Below are 18,484 nucleotides of genomic sequence, written 5' to 3'. Positions count from 1 at the left end.
TTGCATGATGATTTCGACGCCACGGCCCGTATCTTGCGGTGTCCGTCCCGTCCCGGAGAATGCCCATGGATACCCTGACCCCGAACGACATGACCGCCATCGTCGAAGCCGACCGCGCCCACGTCTGGCATCACCTTCTGCCGCATAAACCTCTTGAAACAAACGATCCTCGCATTATCGTCGAAGGCCGCGGCATGCGCGTCTGGGATCAGCACGGCAAGGAACACCTGGACGCCGTGTCCGGTGGTGTCTGGACCGTGAATGTCGGCTACGGCCGCGAAGAAATCGCCAACGCCGTCCGCGATCAGCTGGTCAAGATGAACTATTTCGCCCAGACGGCGGGCTCGATCCCCGGTTCTCAGTTTGCGGAAAAACTGATCAGCAAGATGCCGGGCCTGAGCCGCGTGTTCTATGCCAACTCCGGATCGGAGGCCAACGAGAAGGCCTTCAAGATGATCCGCCAGATTTCCGCCCGTCACCACGGCGGCAAGAAATACAAGATTCTCTACCGCGAGCGGGACTATCACGGCACCACCATCGCCTGTCTGTCAGCAGGCGGCCAGGAGGAGCGGAACGCGCAATACGGTCCCTTCACGCCTGGGTTCGTGTCGGTCCCCCATTGCCTGGAATACCGCAAGGGCGATCAGGGCTGGGGCGATCTGTCCGGTGAAGAATACGGCCGCCGCGCCGCCGATGCCATCGAGGAGGTGATCCTGCGCGAAGGCCCCGACACCGTCGGCGCCCTCTGCCTGGAGCCGGTGACAGCGGGCGGCGGCGTGATCGTGCCCCCCGCCGGGTACTGGGAACGCGTGGCCGAGATCGTCGAGAAATACGACCTGCTCTTGCACATCGACGAGGTCGTCTGCGGCGTGGGCCGCACCGGCACCTGGTTCGGGTATCAGCACTACGGCATCAAGCCGGACTTCGTGACGATGGCCAAGGGTGTCGCCTCGGGCTACGCTGCCATCTCTTGCATGGTGACGACCGAAGCCGTCTTCGACATGTTCAAGGACGACCCCTCGGACAAGCTGCACTACTTCCGCGACGTCTCGACCTTTGGCGGCTGTGCGGCGGGCCCGGCGGCAGCCATCGCCAACATGGCCATCATCGAGCGCGAGGGCCTGCTGGAAAACTGCACCGCCATGGGCGCACACATGCTGTCCAACCTCGAGGCATTGATGGAAAAGCATGCCGTCATCGGCCAGGTGCGCGGCAAGGGCCTGTTCCTCGGGGCCGAACTGGTCGCCGACCGCAAAACGCGTGAGGCTGCGGACGAAAAGATGGTGCAGGCCGTCGTTGCCGACTGCATGGCGCAGGGTGTCATCATCGGCGCGACCAACCGGTCGCTGCCGGGTTTCAACAACACGCTCTGCTTCAGCCCCGCTCTGATCGCCACCGCAGACGACATCGACCAGATCACCGACGCGGTCGACCGCGCACTGACGAAGGTGTTCGGCTAAGGTTTTCGCCGCCCCCATACCGGGGGCGGCATCCTATCCTTGCGACAGCCCAGCAAGCGGAGCGGCCAGCGCCACGTCCCGCCGCTCGGTTCAGACTGCTGCGGCTACCCCATAGCCGCACTCCAGAGATGCCGAGGCCCGCAGCCTGCGGCGCGACAATCAAACACCCGCAGCCTTTTCAGTCCAGTCTGTCCAGTCTATAGGTCCAGATATGGCCATAGCCGTGGAAACCTTCATCCTCGACCCGCTGCACCAGGGCACGCTGCAACGGCAGTTGCAGGAACTGGTGACCGGCGGCATCCTGTCTGGACGGTTCCGCCCCGGCGACCGGATGCCCTCCTCTCGCGGGTTGGCGCGGCACCTGGGTATCAGCCGGATCACCGTGACGCTGGCCTATACAGAACTGGTCGCCAACGATTACCTCTCTGCGCGCGGGCGATCCGGCTATTTCGTCTCCGACACGGCCCCGCGCCCGCCCAGCCTGTCCGCACCCAGCCATATGCCCTCCGGCAGCAGGGTCGATTGGTCCCGTGCCTTCGCCCAACAGGCCCCGACCGAGGCCGTCCTGACCCGCCCCGAAGATTGGCGCCGCTATCGCTACCCCTTTATCTACGGTCAGGCGGACGCGCGGCTTTTCGATCACCAGAACTGGCGCAAATGCGCGCTTCAGGCGTTGGGGGCGCGGGATTTCGACGCGCTGACCTCGGACAGCTATGAACGTGACGACGCGCAACTGGTGGAACAGGTCATCCGTCTGATCCTGCCCCGGCGCGGCATCGCCGCCCACCCCGAAGAGGTGCTGGTGACCATGGGGGCGCAAAACGCGCTTTGGCTGATTGCCGAGGCGCTGCTGCGACCTGGCCGTACCGCGACGGTTGAACACCCCTGCTATCCGCCGTTGCGCCAGATCCTGCAACATTCCGGATGCAACGTCCGCCCCGTAGCGATTGACGGTCAAGGCCTGCCACCGCAACAGGTGCCCGCGCAGACCGATGTGTTGTTCGTGACGCCCTCGCACCACTGCCCCACCTCTGTGACGTTGCCGGTCGCACGCCGCCGCGAAATACTGGACCGCGCCGACCGCGACAACTTTCTGATTGTCGAAGACGACTACGAATTCGAGATGTCCTTCGCCACCTCTCCCTCGCCGGCGCTCAAGTCCCTCGACCGCGCGGGCCGGGTCATCTACATCGGCAGCTTCGCCAAATCGCTGTTTCCGGGCCTGCGCCTGGGCTACATCGTCGGTCCCGCGCCCCTGGTCCAGGAGGTGCGCCGCCTGCGGTCGCTGGTCATGCGGCACGTGCCGGGCCACATCCAGCGCGCGGCGGCCTATTTCCTGTCCCAGGGCCACTACGACGCACAAGTCCACAAGATGTCCCGCGCCTACCGCGATCGCCGCACCGTGGCGGAACAGGCAATGCGCGAACTGGGGCTGACCGTGGCCGGGTCCAACACGTTTGGCGGCTCTTCTTTCTGGATGCAGACCCCGCCCGGTGTTTCGGCCGCCGTGCTGGCGCAACGGCTGCGCGACCGGAAGGTCCTGATCGAACCCGCAGGCCCGTTTTTTGGCGCGGCGCAGGATCCGGGCACCCACTACCGGCTGGCCTACTCCTCGATTGCGGAACGCGACATACCCGAGGGGCTGCGCCGGATCGCTCAGGAAAGCGCTGCGCTGACCCCGTCGCCAATCATCTGAATCTGCGTTCCGCGCACCCTCTGGCCATAGGTCGCATTGTGATCTGGACCTACTGAGTGCTTGACGCTGGTCATAGAGTGGCTTCAGTATAGGCCAAAATAGAGACGATACGTCTCATTAATAGCACTGGAGAGAGCCCGCTATGAAGATGACCACCGAGGAAGCCTTCGTCAAAACCCTTCAGGCACACGGCATTCGCCACGCCTTCGGGATCATCGGGTCGGCCATGATGCCCATCTCTGACATCTTCCCGACCGCGGGCATCACCTTTTGGGACTGCGCCCACGAGATGACCGCCGGCATGATGGCCGACGGCTACACCCGCGCCACCGGCGAAATGTCGATGATGATCGCGCAGAACGGCCCTGGCATCACCAACTTCGTCACGTCGGTCAAAACCGCCTACTGGAACCACACGCCGTGCCTGCTGGTCACGCCGCAGGCCGCCAACAAGACCATCGGTCAGGGCGGTTTCCAGGAAATGGAGCAGATGAACCTGTTCAAGGACTGCGTCGCCTACCAGGAAGAAGTCCGCGACCCCACCCGCATCTGCGAAGTGCTGGCCCGCGTGATTTCCAAGGCGCACCGCCTGTCCGGTCCGGCGCAGATCAACATCCCGCGCGATTTCTGGACCCAGGTCGTCGACATCGAAATCCCGCAGCCGATCAACTTCGAAGTCTCGCCGGGCGGCGAAACCTCGATCGAAACGGCGGCCAAGCTGATCTCGGACGCCAAGAACCCGGTGATCCTGAATGGCGCGGGCGTGGTCCTGTCCAAGGGCGGCATCGCCGCTTCGATGGCCCTGGCCGAACGTCTGGATGCGCCGGTCTGCGTTGGCTATCAGCACAACGACGCCTTCCCCGGTTCGCACCCGCTGTTTGCCGGTCCGCTGGGCTACAACGGCTCCAAGGCGGCGATGCAGCTGATCAAGGACGCCGACGTCGTCGTCTGCCTCGGCACGCGCCTGAACCCGTTCTCGACGTTGCCGGGCTACGGCATGGATTACTGGCCTGCGGACGCCAAGATCATCCAGGTCGACATCAATCCCGATCGCATCGGCCTGACCAAAAAGGTATCGGTCGGCATCGTCGGTGACGCCGCCAAGGTCGCGACCGGCATCCTGAACAAGCTGTCCGACGGGGCAGGCGACGCAGGCCGCGAAGACCGCAAGGCCAAGATCGCGCAGACCAAATCCGCCTGGAAGCAGGAGCTTTCGTCGCTGGATCACGAGCAGGACGATCCCGGCACCACCTGGAACGAGCGTGCCCGCGACGCCCGCCCCGACTGGATGTCCCCCCGCCAGGCATGGCGCGCCATCCAGCAGGCCCTGCCCCGCGAGGCGATCATCTCGTCGGACATCGGCAACAACTGCGCCATCGGCAACGCCTATCCCGACTTCGACGCGGGCCGGAAATACCTGGCCCCCGGCCTGTTCGGTCCCTGCGGCTATGGCCTGCCCGCCATCATCGGTGCCAAGATCGGTCAGCCGAACGTGCCGGTCGTGGGCTTTGCCGGTGACGGTGCCTTCGGCATTTCGGTCAACGAACTGACGGCCATCGGTCGCGACGAATGGCCCGGCATCACGCAGATCGTGTTCCGCAACTACCAGTGGGGCGCCGAAAAGCGGAACTCGACGCTCTGGTTCGACGACAACTTCGTCGGCACCGAGTTGGACATGAAGGTCAGCTATGCGGGCATCGCGCAGGCCTGTGGCCTGAAGGGCGTTCAGGTCAAGACCATGGACGAGCTGACGGCAGCGCTGGACCAGGCGATCAAGGATCAGATGGACAACAACGAAACCACCCTGATCGAGGTCATCCTCAACCAGGAACTGGGCGAGCCGTTCCGCCGTGACGCCATGAAGAAGCCGGTCCGCGTGGCGGGCATCTCCAAGGATGACATGAACGTCGCCGCCGAGTGATCTGTTCTGAAACGATAATCAAAGACGGCGGGAACCTCTCGCCGTCTTTTTGCGCAAATGATTCCCCCCAGACCGGAGCCGCCTGAATGTCGCCTCTCACCACGCTCCGCGACCGGGCCCGCGCCGCCTGCCACCACATCGTTTTGCCCGAAGGCACGGACCCCCGCGTGCAGGATGCCGCAGGCCGCGCCGTGGCCGAGGGCCTGGCCCGGGTCACCTTGCTGGCCCCCGCGGGCACCGACCTGCCCGATGGCGTCACCCTCGAAGATCCCGCAACCAGCCCGCGCCGCGCGGCCATGGCCCGGGCCTTTCTGACCGCCCGCGCCAAGCGTAACCCGACGCCCGAACAGGCCGAGGCCGCGATTTCCGACCCGTTGATCTGGGCCGCCTTGATGGTCCGCGAGGGGCTGGCCGACGGCACCATAGGCGGGGCCGTGGCCACCACCTCGGACACCGTGCGCGCCGCCCTGCAGATGATCGGCACCGCCGCGGACGCCCCGATGGTGTCCAGCTTTTTCCTGATGGTCCTGCCCGACAGCCACCCGACGCGCCCGGGCGCCGGCGTGATCTTCTCTGACTGCGGCCTTGTGATCGACCCCGACGCGGATCAGCTGGCCGCAATCGCCCATCAGGCCGCCGCCTCTGCGCAGGCCCTGCTGGATCAGGCCCCAAAGGTCGCGATGCTCAGCTTTTCCACCAAGGGCAGCGCCGCGCATTCCCGTGTGAACAAGGTCACGCAAGCGCTTGAGAAAGCACGACAGACCGCCAGCTTTGCCATCGACGGAGAGCTTCAGTTCGACGCCGCCTTCGATGCGGGCGTCGGCGCCTCCAAGGCACCCGGCAGCCCTGTCGCGGGTCAGGCCAACGTGCTGATCTTTCCCGACCTGGACGCCGGGAACATCGGCTATAAGATCGCACAGCGCATTGGCGGTGCCACCGCCATCGGCCCGGTTCTGCAGGGTCTTGCCAAACCAGCCAACGACTTGTCACGCGGGTGCACTGCTGATGACATTCTCGACATGATTGCCGTGACTTCCGCGCAGATCGACCAGGGGACAACCACATGAACCAGCCCAAGCTGAACCTATCGCCCAAGGTCGGGGACGAGATCCGCAAGACCACGTGTTACATGTGCGCCTGCCGCTGCGGCATCAACGTGCACATCAAAAAGACCGACGAAGGCGACAAGGTCGCCTATATCGAAGGCAACCGCGATCACCCGGTGAACAAGGGGGTGCTCTGCGCCAAGGGCAGCGCGGGCATCATGCAGCACAACGCGCCCTCGCGCCTGCGCAACCCCATGAAACGCGTGGGCGAGCGTGGCGAAGGCAAGTTCGAGGAAATCTCCTGGGACGAGGCCTATGACATCGCCGCTGGCTGGCTGACCCCGATCCGCGAAACCGATCCATCCAAGCTGGCCTTCTTTACCGGGCGCGACCAATCGCAATCCTTCACAAGCTGGTGGGCGCAGGCCTTCGGCACGCCGAACTACGCAGCGCATGGCGGCTTCTGCTCGGTCAACATGGCGGCGGGCGGCATCTACACCATGGGCGGCGCCTTCTGGGAATTCGGACAGCCGGATTGGGAGCGGACGAAGCTGTTCATCCTGTTCGGCGTGGCCGAGGATCACGACAGCAACCCGATCAAGATGGGCATCGGCAAGATGAAGGGCCACGGCGGCCGCGTCGTCGGCGTCAATCCGATCCGGTCCGGCTACAACGCCGTCGCAGACGATTGGTTCGGCGTGACCCCGGGCACAGACGGCTTGCTGATCCTCAGCCTCGTCCATTGCCTGCTCAAGGCCGGCAAGATCGACCTCGACTATCTGCGCCAGTTTACCGACGCCCCCGTCCTGATCGACGCACGCCCTGGCCCTGGCCATGGCCTGCCGCTCAAGGACGATGACGGCCACGCGCTGGTCTGGTGCCGCAACGAAAACCGCCCCCGCTGTTTCGACGCCGAGGATCTGGACCCCGATCTGACCGGCACCTGGGACCAGGACGGCGTCACCCACCGCACCGTTTTCCAGCACATGGCCGAGAAATATCTCGACCCGCAATACGCCCCCGCCAAGGTCGCCGACCGCGTCGGCATCCCCGAGGGCCGCATCCGCGCCCTGGCCGCCGAGATCGCCCGCGTCGCCTTCGACGAGGCTATCGAGATCGAGCAGGAGTGGACCGATTTCCGGGGTCGCACCCACAAGACCATGACCGGTCGTCCCGTCAGCTTCCACGCCATGCGCGGGATTTCCGCCCACGCCAACGGGTTCCAGACCTGTCGCGCGCTGCACATGCTGCAGATCCTGATCGGCTCGGTCGAGACCCCCGGCGGTTTCCGGTTCAAACCGCCCTACCCCAAACCCGCGACGGCCCACCCGAAACCGCATTGCAAGGTCACCCCCGGCGCACCGCTGGACGGCCCGCATCTGGGTTTCGTCCACGGCCCCGCCGATCTGGCGCTGAAGGACGACGGCAGCCCGGCCCGCATCGACAAGGCCTTCACCTGGGAAAACCCGATGTCGGCCCATGGCATGATGCATATGGTGATATCGAACGCGCATGCGGGCGACCCGTACAAGATCGACACGCTGTTCCTCTATATGGCGAACATGGCGTGGAACTCTTCGATGAACACGTCGGGCACGATGAAGATGCTGGCCGACAAGAAAGACGACGGCAGCTATGTCATTCCGCATATCATCTACTCGGACGCCTATTCGTCCGAGATGGTGGCCTATGCCGACCTGATCCTGCCCGACACGACCTATCTGGAACGCCACGACTGCATCAGCCTGCTGGACCGCCCCATCTGCGAGGCGGAGGCGGCAGCCGACGCAATCCGCTGGCCGGTGGTAGAGCCAGACCGCAACGTCAAAGGCTTTCAGACCGCGCTGATCGAACTGGGGGCCAAGATGGGCCTGCCCGGTTTCGTCAAGGACGACGGCAGCGCCAAGTTCAAGGACTACGCCGACTATATCGTCAGCCATGAACGTCGCCCCGGCGTCGGCCCATTGATGGGTTTCCGTGGCGACGGCACCGAGATGGGGCGCGGCGCACCGAATCCCGATCAGTTGCAGGCCTATATCGACAACGGCGGCTATGCGATTGCCCACATCCCTGACGAGGCGCAGTTCTACAAGCCGTGGAACAAGGCCTATCAGGATTGGGCGGTTGAAATCGGTCTGTTCGACAAGGCCAGCCCCTATCTGTTCACGCTGTGGTGCGAACCGATGCGCCGCTTCCAGCTGGCCGCCGAAGGCCACGGCGACCGCCAGCCCCCCGATCACCTGCGCGAGCGGATCAAGGCCACCATGGACCCGCTGCCGATCTGGTGGGACGCGACCGAGGGGCACCACGGCGAGAACGACGAATTCACCGTCACCGCCCTGACCCAGCGGCCCATGGCGATGTATCATTCCTGGGGCACACAGAACGCCTGGCTGCGCCAGATCCATGGCCGCAACCCCCTCTATGTGCCGACGAAGATTTGGGAACAGCACGGCTTCGCCGAGGACGGCTGGGCCCGCGTGACCTCGCCCCATGGCGAAATCACGGTGCCCGTCGCCCATATGCCCGCGCTCAACGAAAACACGGTCTGGACCTGGAACGCCATCGGCAAGCGCAAGGGCGCCTGGGCGCTGCACGACAACGCCCCCGAGGTGAAGAAGGGCTTCCTTCTGAACCACCTGATCCACGAATTGATGCCGCCGAAACAGGACGGCATGCGCTGGTCGAATTCGGACCCGATCACCGGTCAGGCCGCCTGGTTCGACCTGAAGGTAAAGATCGAAAAGGTCGCCGCCCCTGCGGACCTGACCTCGCGTCCGAATACCGGCAAACAGGCGTCGCCGGTCGGCCAGGGACCGGACAAGCTGGCGTGGCAAGTGAAATGAGCGCACTCTTTCACCCAATTCACACCGCGACCGTGCGCCCAGTGATGTCAGACCGATATCCGACGTGGATCACCCGCGCATCCGCCCCCCGTCACCGGGCCGAACAGACCCATGGGGGGCGCCCCTTCGAATTGGCCGCCCCCCGCCCAGCCCTGTCAGCACAGGAGGCATCCGAATGACCGCATTGCCGCAAACCACCGACAAGAAGCTCGGCCTCGTCATCGACCTGGACACCTGCGTCGGCTGTCACGCCTGCGTCACGGCCTGCAAGGGCTGGAACACCCAGAACTACGGCGCGCCCCTGTCCGATCAGGACCCCTACGGCGAGGCGTCGGGCACCTTTCTCAACCGTATCCACAGCTTTCAGTCGACGCCCGAAACCGGCCTGGCCCAGACCACCCATTTCCCGAAATCGTGCCTGCACTGTGACGACGCCCCCTGCGTCACCGTCTGCCCGACGGGTGCCAGCTACAAGCGCGCCGAAGACGGCATCGTTCTGGTCAACGAAGACGCCTGTATGGGCTGCGGCCTCTGCGCCTGGGCCTGTCCCTATGGCGCGCGGGAATTGGACCAAGATGCTGGTGTCATGAAGAAATGTACGCTGTGCGTCGACCGGATCTACAATGAAAACCTGCCCGAAGTGGACCGGCAACCTGCCTGCGTGCGGACCTGTCCCGCGGGCGCGCGTCACTTTGGCGACCTGGCCGATCCCGACAGCCATGTCTCGAAACTGGTGGCCGAACGCGGGGGCATGGACCTGATGCCCGAACAGGGCACCAAGCCCGTGAACCAATATCTGCCCCCCCGGCTCAAGGACCGCATCCAGGCCCCTGCCATGACCCCCGGAGCCGAAGACATCCTGGCCCCCTACCTCGCCCCCGTCGCCGAAGAGCCGAAGGGCTTCCTCGCCTGGGTCGACCGCACGCTGGAGAAGATCTGATGCATCCCGCCCCCTCCGTCATCGTCTTTTCCTCGCTGTCCGGCGCGGGTTTCGGCCTGTTGTTCTTTCTGGGCCTGGGTCTTCCTGCCGTAACCGGTTGGGTTGCCTTTGTTTTCTACCTCATCGCCTATGCCCTGGCCGTCGGCGGATTGCTGTCTGCGACCTTCCACCTGGCCAATCCGAAAAACGCGATCAAGAGCTTCAGCCAATGGCGCACCTCCTGGCTGTCGCGCGAAGGCTGGTCGGCGGTCATCGCCCTGATCCTGATGGGGATTTATGCCATCGGTCAGATCTTTGCGGGCGTCACCCTGACCCCGCTGGGTTGGCTGGGCGCGGCGTTCAGCCTGTTCACCGTCTTCACCACCTCGATGATCTACGGCCAGCTCAGGACCATTCCCCGTTGGAACCAGATCCCTGCCACGCCGCTGATGTTTCTCAGCTGCGCGCTGGCGGGCGGGGCGCTTTTGTCCGGCAACGTGACGCTGGCTTCGGTCCTGCTTCTGGTCTGCGGTGGGATCACGATCTGGCACTGGATGGCGGGCGACAAACGCTTTGCCGAAACGGGGTCGACCATGAACACCGCCACCGGCCTCAAGGGGCGCATGAGCCTGTGGGAGAAGCCGCATACGGGCGAAAATTACCTGACCCATGAGATGGTCTTTCAGGTCGCGCGCAAGCACGCGGTCAAGCTGCGGATCATCGCGCTGGCGCTGATGACCGGCCTGCCAGTTCTGCTGACCTTGTTTCCGATGCATCACGCCATGGCCGCGGTCGCGGTGATCGTTCACCTCGCGGGCATTTTCGTGCAGCGTTGGCTGTTCTTTGCAGAGGCGGAACACGTCGTGGGCCTGTATTACGGCGCACATGCGGAGAAATCCGCCGCCTGACACCCGGCCCCGTTTTGCGTGGCCCCCACGCGAAACGGATTGATGGAAGACATCGGACGCGCCTTTCTCGCAGCCCTGACGCTGCTGGTTACGGGCGATGGCGATCTCTATGCCATTGCTGCGCGATCGCTGTTCGTCACGGTCTCTGCCATTGTCATCGCTGCTGCCATCGGCCTGCCGCTCGGGGCCTGGCTGGCGCTGCGGCGGTTTCCGGGACGGCGTGCGGTGATTGCCACGCTGAACGCCTTGATGGGGCTGCCGCCGGTCGTGGTGGGGCTGACGCTTTATCTGCTGTTGTCGCGGTCCGGTCCGCTGGGTGCGCTTGGGCTGCTTTACACGCCCTGGGCGATGATCCTGGCGCAACTGATCATCGCGCTGCCGATCATCGCATCCATCGCGCATCAGACGCTGCGTGAGCTCTGGGCCGAATACCACGACCTGCTGATCGCGCTGAACACCACACCCGCACAGCGGCTGCGCACGCTGTTGTGGGATGGGCGTCGTGCCTTGCTGACCGCTGTTCTGGCGGGGTTCGGTCGTGCCATCGGAGAGGTCGGTGCCGTCATGATCGTTGGTGGCAATATCGACCAGGTGACGCGCGTGCTGACCACGGCCATCGCGCTGGAAACCTCGCGCGGGGACTTTGCGTTGGCGCTTGGGCTGGGCCTGATCCTGCTCGGCATCGCGCTGGCGGTGAACCTGGGCGTCCATGCGCTGGCCCGAACCGAAAGGCGGGGCCGATGGTAAGGCTGGAGGCTGCGCAGGTGCGGCGGCGATTGGGACCGATCGACCTGAAGATCGGGGACGGCACCACCGTCGTTCTGGGCCCGAACGGTGCGGGCAAGACGACGCTGCTACGGGCCTTGTTCGGGTTGGACCGGCTTGGCGCAGGTCAGCGGCTGTGCGACGATGATCGCGCCTTGGGGTTCGTGTTTCAGCACCCGGTCCTGCTGCGCCGATCGGTGCGGGACAACCTGGCCTATCCGCTGCGGATCGCCGGGCAATCCACCGCCCCGGTCGACGCCTGGCTGGACCGAACCCATTTGACCGATCGCGCCACCCTGCCCGCCAGCCGCCTGTCGGGCGGCGAGCGGCAGTTGCTGGCGCTGGCCCGCGCGTTGATCGCCGGGCCGCGCCTGCTGCTGCTGGACGAGCCGACGGCGCATCTGGACGGGCGGCACACGCGGCTGGTCGAAAACCTGCTGGTCCAGGCCCCCTGCGCCCGTGTCCTCGCCACGCACGACCTGGGTCAGGCCCGGCGTCTGGCGGACCGCGTGCTGCTGCTGCACCACGGCAAACTGGTCGAGGACACGCCTGCCGCGCGTTTTTTCAACCGCCCCGATACGGGCCTTGCCCGCGCCTTCCTCGCCGGAGATATCCTGGAATGATCCGCGTTCTTGTTCTGCTCTGCCTCGCCTTACCCGTCCGTGCCGAAGACATGCGAATGGCGGTGACGACAAGTTTTGAAAACTCCGGTCTGGCCGAGGTGCTGCTGCCGGCAGCCAGGCAGGCGCTGGACCTGGACGTCCGGCTGATCGTTGTCGGCACCGGACAGGCGTTGCGGCTGGGTGCTGCGGGGGATGTGGATGCCGTGCTGGTGCATTCCCTTGCGGCGGAACAGGCATGGCTGGCTCAAGGACACGGCACCACACGCACCGAAATCATGTCCAACGATTTTATCCTGATCGGTCCCGCCGCCGACCCCGCCGGCGTCAGCGGCAGCAGGGATATCGAAACCGCCCTGACGCGCATCGCCACCGCAGGTGCCCCATTTCTGAGCCGCGGCGACGACAGCGGCACCCACAAGACGGAGCGCGGCCTGTGGCCCGCGCCCCCCTCGGGCGCGTGGTATCGCGAAACCGGCAGCGGCATGGGGTCCACCCTGAATGTCGCTGCCGCAATGGGCGGCTACGTTCTGACGGACCGGGGGTCTTGGCTGAACTTCGGCAACAAGGGCGATCTCGTGGTGCTGCACCAAGGCGACGCAATCTTGTTGAACACCTACGCCTATCTGCCTGTGAACCCTGACAAACACCCTGCCATCAAAGCGCTGCAGGCCACGCGCTTCGGCGCGTGGCTGACCAGTGACGAAGCACGCGGCCTGATCAACGGCTACCGCATCGACGGGCAACCGTTGTTCCGGGCGACTCAGCCGTAGAGGTCGCCGAACTTCGCTTCCAGATACGTCAGCAGCGGCTCTTCGGTCGGGGTCTCGCCCGTCGCCTGACGGATCGTGTCTTCGGGGGTGCGCAGGGCCCCGAATTGCTGCACCCTTTCGCCCAGCCACGCCGTCGCGGGCGACGGGTCGCCATTGGCCAGCGACGCGTCCAGGTCCGGCACATCGCCGCGCAGCGCCGAGAGCAGGCAGCCCGCATAAAGGTTGCCCAACGAATAGGTCGGAAAATACCCCATCAGGCCCACCGACCAATGCACATCCTGCATGAAGCCGTTCGACGGCTTGTCGACCGCCACGCCGAAGTCCGACAGGAACCGCGCGTTCCAGGCCTCCTCCAGGTTCGCGACCTCCAGCTCGCCCAGGATCAGCGCGCGTTCCAGATCAAAGCGCAGCATGACATGCAGGTTGTAATGCAGCTCATCCGCTTCGGTCCGGATATAGCCGGAGTGGACGGCGTTGACGGCGCGGTAAAAGTCCCGCTCGGACGCGACGCCGATGTCGCCGAAGACGTCCCGCATCCGCCCGTAAAGCCAGCCGCAATAGGCCTCGGAGCGGCCCATCTGGTTTTCGTAGCTGCGCGACTGGCTTTCGTGCACCCCCATGGACACGCCGTTGCCAATCGGCGTCAGCAGGTGCGCGCGGTCGACCGTCTGCTCATAGCAGGCATGCCCGACCTCATGGATCGTCGAATAGAGACAGTTGAACGGATCCGCCTCATCCACCCGCGTCGTGATCCGAACATCCATGCCGGAACCGGAACTGAAGGGATGGACCGCCAGATCCAGCCGCCCATGGTCGAAGTCATAGCCGAAGGCAGCGGCAATTTCCTGCGCCAGCGCCAGCTGCTGCGCCTTGGGAAAATGGCCCGACAGATGCGGGGCCGGGGCCGCGTCCAGCGCCTGCTGCCGCAGCGCGACCAGACGTGGGCGCATCCGGTCGAACATCGCGGCCATGGTCGCCGCCGACCCGCCCGGCTCGTAATCCTGCATCAAGGCGTCGTAGGCGTCGCCCCCCTCGGCCAGATGCGCGCCCTCTTCGCGGCGCAGGCGCACGACGTCGGACAGGACCGGCAGAAAGGCTGCCGTGTCCTCTGCCGCGCGGGCAGCGGCCCATTGCCCCTGCGCCAGCGAGGTGACGCGCGCGATCTCGGCGGCCAGTTTCGCAGGCACCTTGCGGTTGCGCGCATAGCTGCGCTGCAGCTCTCGCAGGTTGGCATCGGCTACCGCATCCTTGGCATGCGCCTCGTGCAGCCAATCGCCCAGACGCGGGTCCGTGCGGCGGGCATGCAGCACCTCTTCCAGGGCGGCCATTTCCTCGGCGCGCTGCGGCGCGGCGCCGCGTGGCATGATCGCTTCCTGATCCCAGCCGGTGCGACCGGCAACCTGGGCCAAAGCTTCGGTGGTGCGCTGGAAGGCCAGCAGATCGTCGTATGCAGGCATCAGCCCCTCACGGATTGAGACAAAGGATATTTGGCGCGATGACGCGCCCGGACCACCAGGACCAGCAAGGCGACAGCGCCCAACTGATGCAGGATCGCCAGGTGCCAGGGCGAGGAATTCATGACCGTCACAATGCCAAGCACCATCTGCAGCACGGCCATGCCCAGCACGGCGGCAAAGGCCCCCTGCGTGGCGCGATACGCCGATCGCCGCGCGCGCCACCAGGCGGCCAGGATCACGGCAAACAACAGGTATCCGGTCAGCCGGTGAAAGAACTGCACCGTGCCGTCATTCTCGAACAGGTTGCGCCATGCGGGCTGCAGGTCCCACATGCCCGGCGGGGTCAACCCGCCCGCCATCAGGGGCCAATCGATGTAATTGCGGCCCGCGTCGATCCCCGCCACCAGTGCACCGATCAGAACCTGCAGGAACGTCAGCCCCAGCAGGACCGTGCCCCAGGTCATCAACCCGCCGTGCCGATCCCGGCGGGCTTGCAACAGGGCCGCCTCGGGGCGCGACATCGACAGGGTGAACCACGCGATCAGCCCCAGAATGACAAAGGCCAACCCCAGATGGGTCGCCAGCCGGTAAGAGGCCACGTCGAGCATCCCGCCCTGCAGCCCGGACGACACCATCCACCAGCCGATCGCCCCCTGCGCGCCGCCCAACAGGCCAAGCGCAAGGAACCGCCCGGTCCAGCCGACGGGCATCTTGCGCGTCACCAGCAAGCCAAAGAAGCCAAGCGCCCAGACCAACCCGATGACACGCCCCAGCTGCCTATGGCCCCATTCCCACCAATAGATGAACTGGAACTCCGACAGGGTCATGCCCTTGTTCTGCAACTGGTATTCCGGGATCTGACGATACAGGTCGAATTCCGCCGCCCAGGCTTCGGCGGACATCGGTGGCAGGGCCCCGGTCACCGGCTTCCACTCCGTGATGGACAGGCCGCTGTCCGTCAGGCGCGTCAAACCGCCCACGGCGATCATCACCACAACCAGGGCAAACAAGATCACCAGCCAGACTCGTGCCGCCGCCCGCGACCCACGCCGCGCCGCGTCGATCACGCCGCCCTTGGCCATGGGCTTGTCCGCCTGTGCCACGTCCTCGAATATCGCACGCTTTGCCATGCTGGCCCCCGTCTTGCGTTCTTGTCCCTCATCTAGGGTGTTTCCGCCGGACCTGCACCTCCCGGATGGTCGCAGGTCCCTATCTTCCTCTGGCCCGGAATACCTCGGGGGGGCGCCCGCAGGCGACGGGGGGCAGAGCCCCCTACCCGCGTTCCTTCCAGCGCACCATCTGCCGCATGATCCCGTGGAACACCTGCACATCGGCCCGCGTCATCGGCATCCGCGACCAAAGGTTGCGCAGGGTGCGCTTCATCGCCGGGGCCTTGGCCTCGGGAAAGAAGAACCCCGCCTGTTCCAGCCGCTCTTCGTAGTGGGTCACCAGGGCCTCGGTCTCGGCGTGGTTGGCCCAATCGGTGCCAGCCAGCTCTACCTCCATCCCGGTCGCACCGGTGGCTGCGCGCCGCCACTCATAGCCCATCAGCAGCACGCATTGCGCCAGGTTGAGCGAGGCGAAATCCGGGTTCGTGGGCACCGACACGATGGCATTGGCCCGCGCGATGTCATCATTTTCCAACCCCGCGCGTTCCGGCCCGAACAGGACGGCGACTTTTTCGCCACGTGCGCCGCGGGTCCGGGCCTCGGCCATGGCGGCCTCGGGGGTGTAGACCGGTTTGGTCAGGTCACGGTCGCGGGCCGTGGTTGCAAAGACAAAGGTGCAATCGGCAACTGCCGCCTCGGTCGTGTCGACCACCATCGCATCGTCCAGCAGGCGCCCCGCGCCAGAGGCCAAGGCCACGGCGCGCTCGTTCGGCCAGCCGTCGCGGGGGGCGGTGACGCGCATATGTTCCAGCCCGAAATTCAGCATGGCACGGGCGGCGGCACCGATGTTTTCGCCCATCTGCGGGCGGACGAGGACGAAGGCGGGGCGCGGATCTGTCATGGCCGCCGCCTAGCGCGGGTCGGGTCCCAGTGCAACGGCTTCCAAAGTGTCGCACCGCGCGGCACACTGTCCCGGCACATCCAAGAAGGAGAAGACCATGGGATTTCTCGCTGTCATTGCCGCCGCCGTCACGGCCTGGATCTGGGGCGCGGTCTGGTACGGGATCATCGCCAAACCCTGGATGGCCGCCTCGGGCCTGACCGAGGATACCGTCAACCGGAAGGACCCGAAGCCCTATATCGGCAGCTTTGTCTGTGCAGTGATCGTGGCCGGAATGCTGCGGCACGTGCTGGCCAGCTCCGGCATCGACAACGTGGGCGGAGGGATGATCACGGGGTTGGGCCTGGGCCTTTTCGTGGCCGTGCCCTGGATGGCGACGAACGTCATGTTTGGTCAAAGAAGCTGGTCGTTGATCTGGATGGACGGGGCCTATCCGGCGGTGGGCATGGCGCTGATGGGGGCGGTGCTGATGCTGCTCTGACTTGCAGGGCGGGCGGTCGCCGGATACTTGGGCGCAATGCCTGAGGGGACAAGCCAATGACCGATATGCCGCAACTCTATCTGGTGACCCCGCCGGAAATCGACGCCACCTTTCCCGATCAACTGGCCCGCGTTCTGGACACTGCGGAAATCGCCTGCCTGCGCCTGAACCTTGCCAGCCGGGACGAGGACCGCGTGATCCGTGCCGCCGATGCCTGCCGAGAGGTCGCGCATCGCTTTGACGTGCCGCTGGTGATCACCGACCATGCCGCGTTGGTGGATCGACTAGGCCTTGACGGGGTCCACCTGACCGATCCGCGCGCGCTGCGCAAACTGCGCGCCGACTGGGGCGAAGACCCGATCATCGGAGCCTATTGCGGTGCCTCGCGCCACACCGGCCTTTCGGCGGGCGAGGCCGGGGCCGACTACGTGGCCTTTGGGCCGGTGGGGGAAACGACGCTCGGCTCGGGCGAACGGGCCGAGGCGGCGCTGTTCCAGTGGTGGTCCGAAATGATCGAAGTACCGGTCGTCGCCGAAGGCGCGCTGGATCTGGCGGCGATCGAAATGCTGTCTCAGGCGGCGGATTTCATCGCGCTCGGCGAGGAAATCTGGTCCGCAGAGGACCCGGCCGCGCGGCTGGCGGACCTGACCGCACCCTTGCGCGCGTGACGGCCCCGGCAGACGGACTGAATCTTCGCGCATTCGGATCGACTGCTTCGAAAGGCACGATCGCTTAGTCCGCGTCGATCCGCAGCACGTCGACCTCCTGCATTCCGCTTCGCACCGCGTCCTCGGCGGCGCGCGCCAACGCCTTGCGCCCGGCATGATCCCGAACACGCAGCGGCGCATGGTAGATCACATCAACAGACCCCTGCCTTGGCGCCGAGAGAACCTGCAGCATGTGTTCCCCCGTGCTCTGGTCGCCCCACCAGCCATAGAACGTCTCTGCCGCGCCGCGTGGCGCGTGGTAGCCCAAAGTGACCGGTTGCACCTGCATGTCCGCCGGCAAATCCGGGCTGAAGAAGGCCTGAAACAACGTCGTCTTGAAGGGCAGCAACCGGATGCCATCGGTGCTGGTCCCCTCGGGGAAGAACAGCAGGCGATGGCCCGCGCGCAGGCGGTCCTCGATCACGCGGGCATGATCGCGTGCCTCGCGCGGGTCGCGCCGAATGAAAACAGTGCCCGTGGACCGCGCAAGCCAGCCGATACCCGGCCACCCCGCCACCTCGGACTTGGAGACGAAGTAGATCCGTTTCGACGCGTTCAGCACAAGGATATCCAGCCAGGACACATGGTTCGCAACCACAGCCCCCGTGCCCTGCATCACGGCCCCGCGCACCTTGCGCCGGATCCCAAGGATCGCAAGCGTCAGGCGGCAGACGCCCCGCGTGATATGGGGCGTGACGGGGCGGTGAAGACCAAAGATCGGGCGTTCTGCCAGGCGGACCAACAGCAGGATCAGCAACCCACCAAAGACCACCAGGACCGCAGGAACACCGCGCGCCAGGACCCGCAGCCAGCCCAGCGGACCGATCGGCGGGGTCGGGGGATGCGGCGCGCCGTCCCAGGTCACGGACAGATCC

General features: G+C 65.5%; 16 protein-coding genes. 12 read left to right on the top strand and 4 right to left on the bottom strand.

The features are described from left to right. Nucleotides 1–65 precede the first annotated feature (65 nt). The 10 genes from K3551_RS11660 to K3551_RS11615 all read left to right on the top strand — a co-directional run bounded on the left by K3551_RS11660 (nucleotide 66) and on the right by K3551_RS11615 (nucleotide 12,954). The gene (locus K3551_RS11660; RefSeq protein WP_311199729.1) at nucleotides 66–1,460 is read left to right on the top strand and encodes an aminotransferase class III-fold pyridoxal phosphate-dependent enzyme; all 1,395 of its coding nucleotides are present in this window, start codon (nucleotides 66–68) and stop codon (nucleotides 1,458–1,460) included. Nucleotides 1,461–1,671: 211 nt separating this feature from the next. Continuing rightward, the gene (locus K3551_RS11655) at nucleotides 1,672–3,156 is read left to right on the top strand and encodes a PLP-dependent aminotransferase family protein (RefSeq protein ID WP_259913361.1); all 1,485 of its coding nucleotides are present in this window, start codon (nucleotides 1,672–1,674) and stop codon (nucleotides 3,154–3,156) included. Between the two features lie 142 nt (nucleotides 3,157–3,298). Next, nucleotides 3,299–5,077: a sulfoacetaldehyde acetyltransferase gene (gene xsc, locus K3551_RS11650; RefSeq protein WP_259913359.1), complete on the top strand. Its 1,779-nt coding sequence runs from the start codon at nucleotides 3,299–3,301 to the stop codon at nucleotides 5,075–5,077. 86 nt (nucleotides 5,078–5,163) lie between these two features. Then, on the top strand, nucleotides 5,164–6,144 hold the full coding sequence (locus tag K3551_RS11645) for a phosphotransacetylase (protein ID WP_259913358.1): 981 nt from the start codon (nucleotides 5,164–5,166) through the stop codon (nucleotides 6,142–6,144). Beyond that, nucleotides 6,141–8,969, top strand: coding sequence for a molybdopterin oxidoreductase family protein (locus K3551_RS11640; protein ID WP_259913357.1), 2,829 nt, complete (start codon nucleotides 6,141–6,143; stop codon nucleotides 8,967–8,969). The genes K3551_RS11645 and K3551_RS11640 overlap by 4 nt, the downstream gene beginning before the upstream one ends. A 175-nt stretch (nucleotides 8,970–9,144) precedes the next feature. Then, a complete protein-coding gene (locus tag K3551_RS11635; protein WP_259913355.1) occupies nucleotides 9,145–9,909 on the top strand; it encodes a 4Fe-4S dicluster domain-containing protein in 765 nt (254 codons plus the stop codon). Continuing rightward, entirely contained in the window at nucleotides 9,909–10,796 is an 888-nt protein-coding gene (locus tag K3551_RS11630; protein ID WP_259913353.1) for a DmsC/YnfH family molybdoenzyme membrane anchor subunit, read from the top strand. The genes K3551_RS11635 and K3551_RS11630 overlap by 1 nt, the downstream gene beginning before the upstream one ends. A gap of 42 nt (nucleotides 10,797–10,838) precedes the next feature. After that, nucleotides 10,839–11,543: an ABC transporter permease gene (locus K3551_RS11625; RefSeq protein ID WP_259913352.1), complete on the top strand. Its 705-nt coding sequence runs from the start codon at nucleotides 10,839–10,841 to the stop codon at nucleotides 11,541–11,543. After that, the gene (locus tag K3551_RS11620; protein ID WP_259913350.1) at nucleotides 11,537–12,184 is read left to right on the top strand and encodes an ATP-binding cassette domain-containing protein; all 648 of its coding nucleotides are present in this window, start codon (nucleotides 11,537–11,539) and stop codon (nucleotides 12,182–12,184) included. Before K3551_RS11625 ends, K3551_RS11620 begins: the two co-directional genes overlap by 7 nt. Beyond that, complete coding sequence (locus K3551_RS11615) at nucleotides 12,181–12,954, top strand: substrate-binding domain-containing protein (protein WP_259913348.1); 774 nt, start codon at nucleotides 12,181–12,183, stop codon at nucleotides 12,952–12,954. The genes K3551_RS11620 and K3551_RS11615 overlap by 4 nt, the downstream gene beginning before the upstream one ends. On the opposite strand, the gene K3551_RS11610 is transcribed toward K3551_RS11615, so the two are convergent. The 3 genes from K3551_RS11610 to K3551_RS11600 form a co-directional block, all read right to left on the bottom strand. Next, the gene (locus K3551_RS11610; protein ID WP_259913346.1) at nucleotides 12,945–14,411 is read right to left on the bottom strand and encodes a carboxypeptidase M32; all 1,467 of its coding nucleotides are present in this window, start codon (nucleotides 14,409–14,411) and stop codon (nucleotides 12,945–12,947) included. The two genes, K3551_RS11615 and K3551_RS11610, sit on opposite strands and share 10 nt — an antisense overlap. Next, on the bottom strand, nucleotides 14,411–15,541 hold the full coding sequence (gene ctaA / locus K3551_RS11605; RefSeq protein ID WP_259913345.1) for a heme A synthase: 1,131 nt from the start codon (nucleotides 15,539–15,541) through the stop codon (nucleotides 14,411–14,413). Before ctaA ends, K3551_RS11610 begins: the two co-directional genes overlap by 1 nt. 142 nt (nucleotides 15,542–15,683) lie before the next feature. After that, nucleotides 15,684–16,421 (bottom strand): RNA methyltransferase, encoded by a 738-nt coding sequence (locus K3551_RS11600; protein WP_259913343.1) that lies wholly within the window; start codon nucleotides 16,419–16,421, stop codon nucleotides 15,684–15,686. Nucleotides 16,422–16,518: 97 nt separating this feature from the next. Between K3551_RS11600 and K3551_RS11595 the strand changes: the two genes are divergently transcribed. Together K3551_RS11595 and K3551_RS11590 are read left to right on the top strand one after the other, a co-directional pair. Next, nucleotides 16,519–16,902, top strand: coding sequence for a DUF1761 domain-containing protein (locus K3551_RS11595; RefSeq protein WP_259913342.1), 384 nt, complete (start codon nucleotides 16,519–16,521; stop codon nucleotides 16,900–16,902). 56 nt (nucleotides 16,903–16,958) lie between these two features. Next, on the top strand, nucleotides 16,959–17,570 hold the full coding sequence (locus K3551_RS11590; RefSeq protein ID WP_259913340.1) for a thiamine phosphate synthase: 612 nt from the start codon (nucleotides 16,959–16,961) through the stop codon (nucleotides 17,568–17,570). 64 nt (nucleotides 17,571–17,634) lie between these two features. Here K3551_RS11590 and K3551_RS11585 read toward each other — a convergent pair whose 3' ends face one another. After that, nucleotides 17,635–18,480 (bottom strand): 1-acyl-sn-glycerol-3-phosphate acyltransferase, encoded by an 846-nt coding sequence (locus tag K3551_RS11585; protein WP_259919589.1) that lies wholly within the window; start codon nucleotides 18,478–18,480, stop codon nucleotides 17,635–17,637. Nucleotides 18,481–18,484: the final 4 nt, after the last annotated feature.

It is taken from the genome of Jannaschia sp. M317 (assembly GCF_025141175.1).
GTDB lineage: Bacteria > Pseudomonadota > Alphaproteobacteria > Rhodobacterales > Rhodobacteraceae > Jannaschia.
The sequence above is the reverse complement of the archived record's forward strand: the minus strand, read 5'-3'. Positions and strand labels throughout refer to the sequence as shown.

Coding starts and splice junctions, on each gene's coding strand:
- K3551_RS11630 (WP_259913353.1), top strand. CDS start 9,909: ATGCATCCCGCCCCCTCCGTCATCGTCTTTTCCTCGCTGTCCGGCGCG.
- K3551_RS11590 (WP_259913340.1), top strand. CDS start 16,959: ATGACCGATATGCCGCAACTCTATCTGGTGACCCCGCCGGAAATCGAC.
- K3551_RS11635 (WP_259913355.1), top strand. CDS start 9,145: ATGACCGCATTGCCGCAAACCACCGACAAGAAGCTCGGCCTCGTCATC.
- ctaA (WP_259913345.1), bottom strand. CDS start 15,541: ATGGCAAAGCGTGCGATATTCGAGGACGTGGCACAGGCGGACAAGCCC.
- K3551_RS11620 (WP_259913350.1), top strand. CDS start 11,537: ATGGTAAGGCTGGAGGCTGCGCAGGTGCGGCGGCGATTGGGACCGATC.
- K3551_RS11595 (WP_259913342.1), top strand. CDS start 16,519: ATGGGATTTCTCGCTGTCATTGCCGCCGCCGTCACGGCCTGGATCTGG.
- K3551_RS11640 (WP_259913357.1), top strand. CDS start 6,141: ATGAACCAGCCCAAGCTGAACCTATCGCCCAAGGTCGGGGACGAGATC.
- K3551_RS11660 (WP_311199729.1), top strand. CDS start 66: ATGGATACCCTGACCCCGAACGACATGACCGCCATCGTCGAAGCCGAC.
- K3551_RS11645 (WP_259913358.1), top strand. CDS start 5,164: ATGTCGCCTCTCACCACGCTCCGCGACCGGGCCCGCGCCGCCTGCCAC.
- K3551_RS11610 (WP_259913346.1), bottom strand. CDS start 14,411: ATGCCTGCATACGACGATCTGCTGGCCTTCCAGCGCACCACCGAAGCT.
- K3551_RS11600 (WP_259913343.1), bottom strand. CDS start 16,421: ATGACAGATCCGCGCCCCGCCTTCGTCCTCGTCCGCCCGCAGATGGGC.
- K3551_RS11655 (WP_259913361.1), top strand. CDS start 1,672: ATGGCCATAGCCGTGGAAACCTTCATCCTCGACCCGCTGCACCAGGGC.
- K3551_RS11615 (WP_259913348.1), top strand. CDS start 12,181: ATGATCCGCGTTCTTGTTCTGCTCTGCCTCGCCTTACCCGTCCGTGCC.
- K3551_RS11625 (WP_259913352.1), top strand. CDS start 10,839: ATGGAAGACATCGGACGCGCCTTTCTCGCAGCCCTGACGCTGCTGGTT.
- xsc (WP_259913359.1), top strand. CDS start 3,299: ATGAAGATGACCACCGAGGAAGCCTTCGTCAAAACCCTTCAGGCACAC.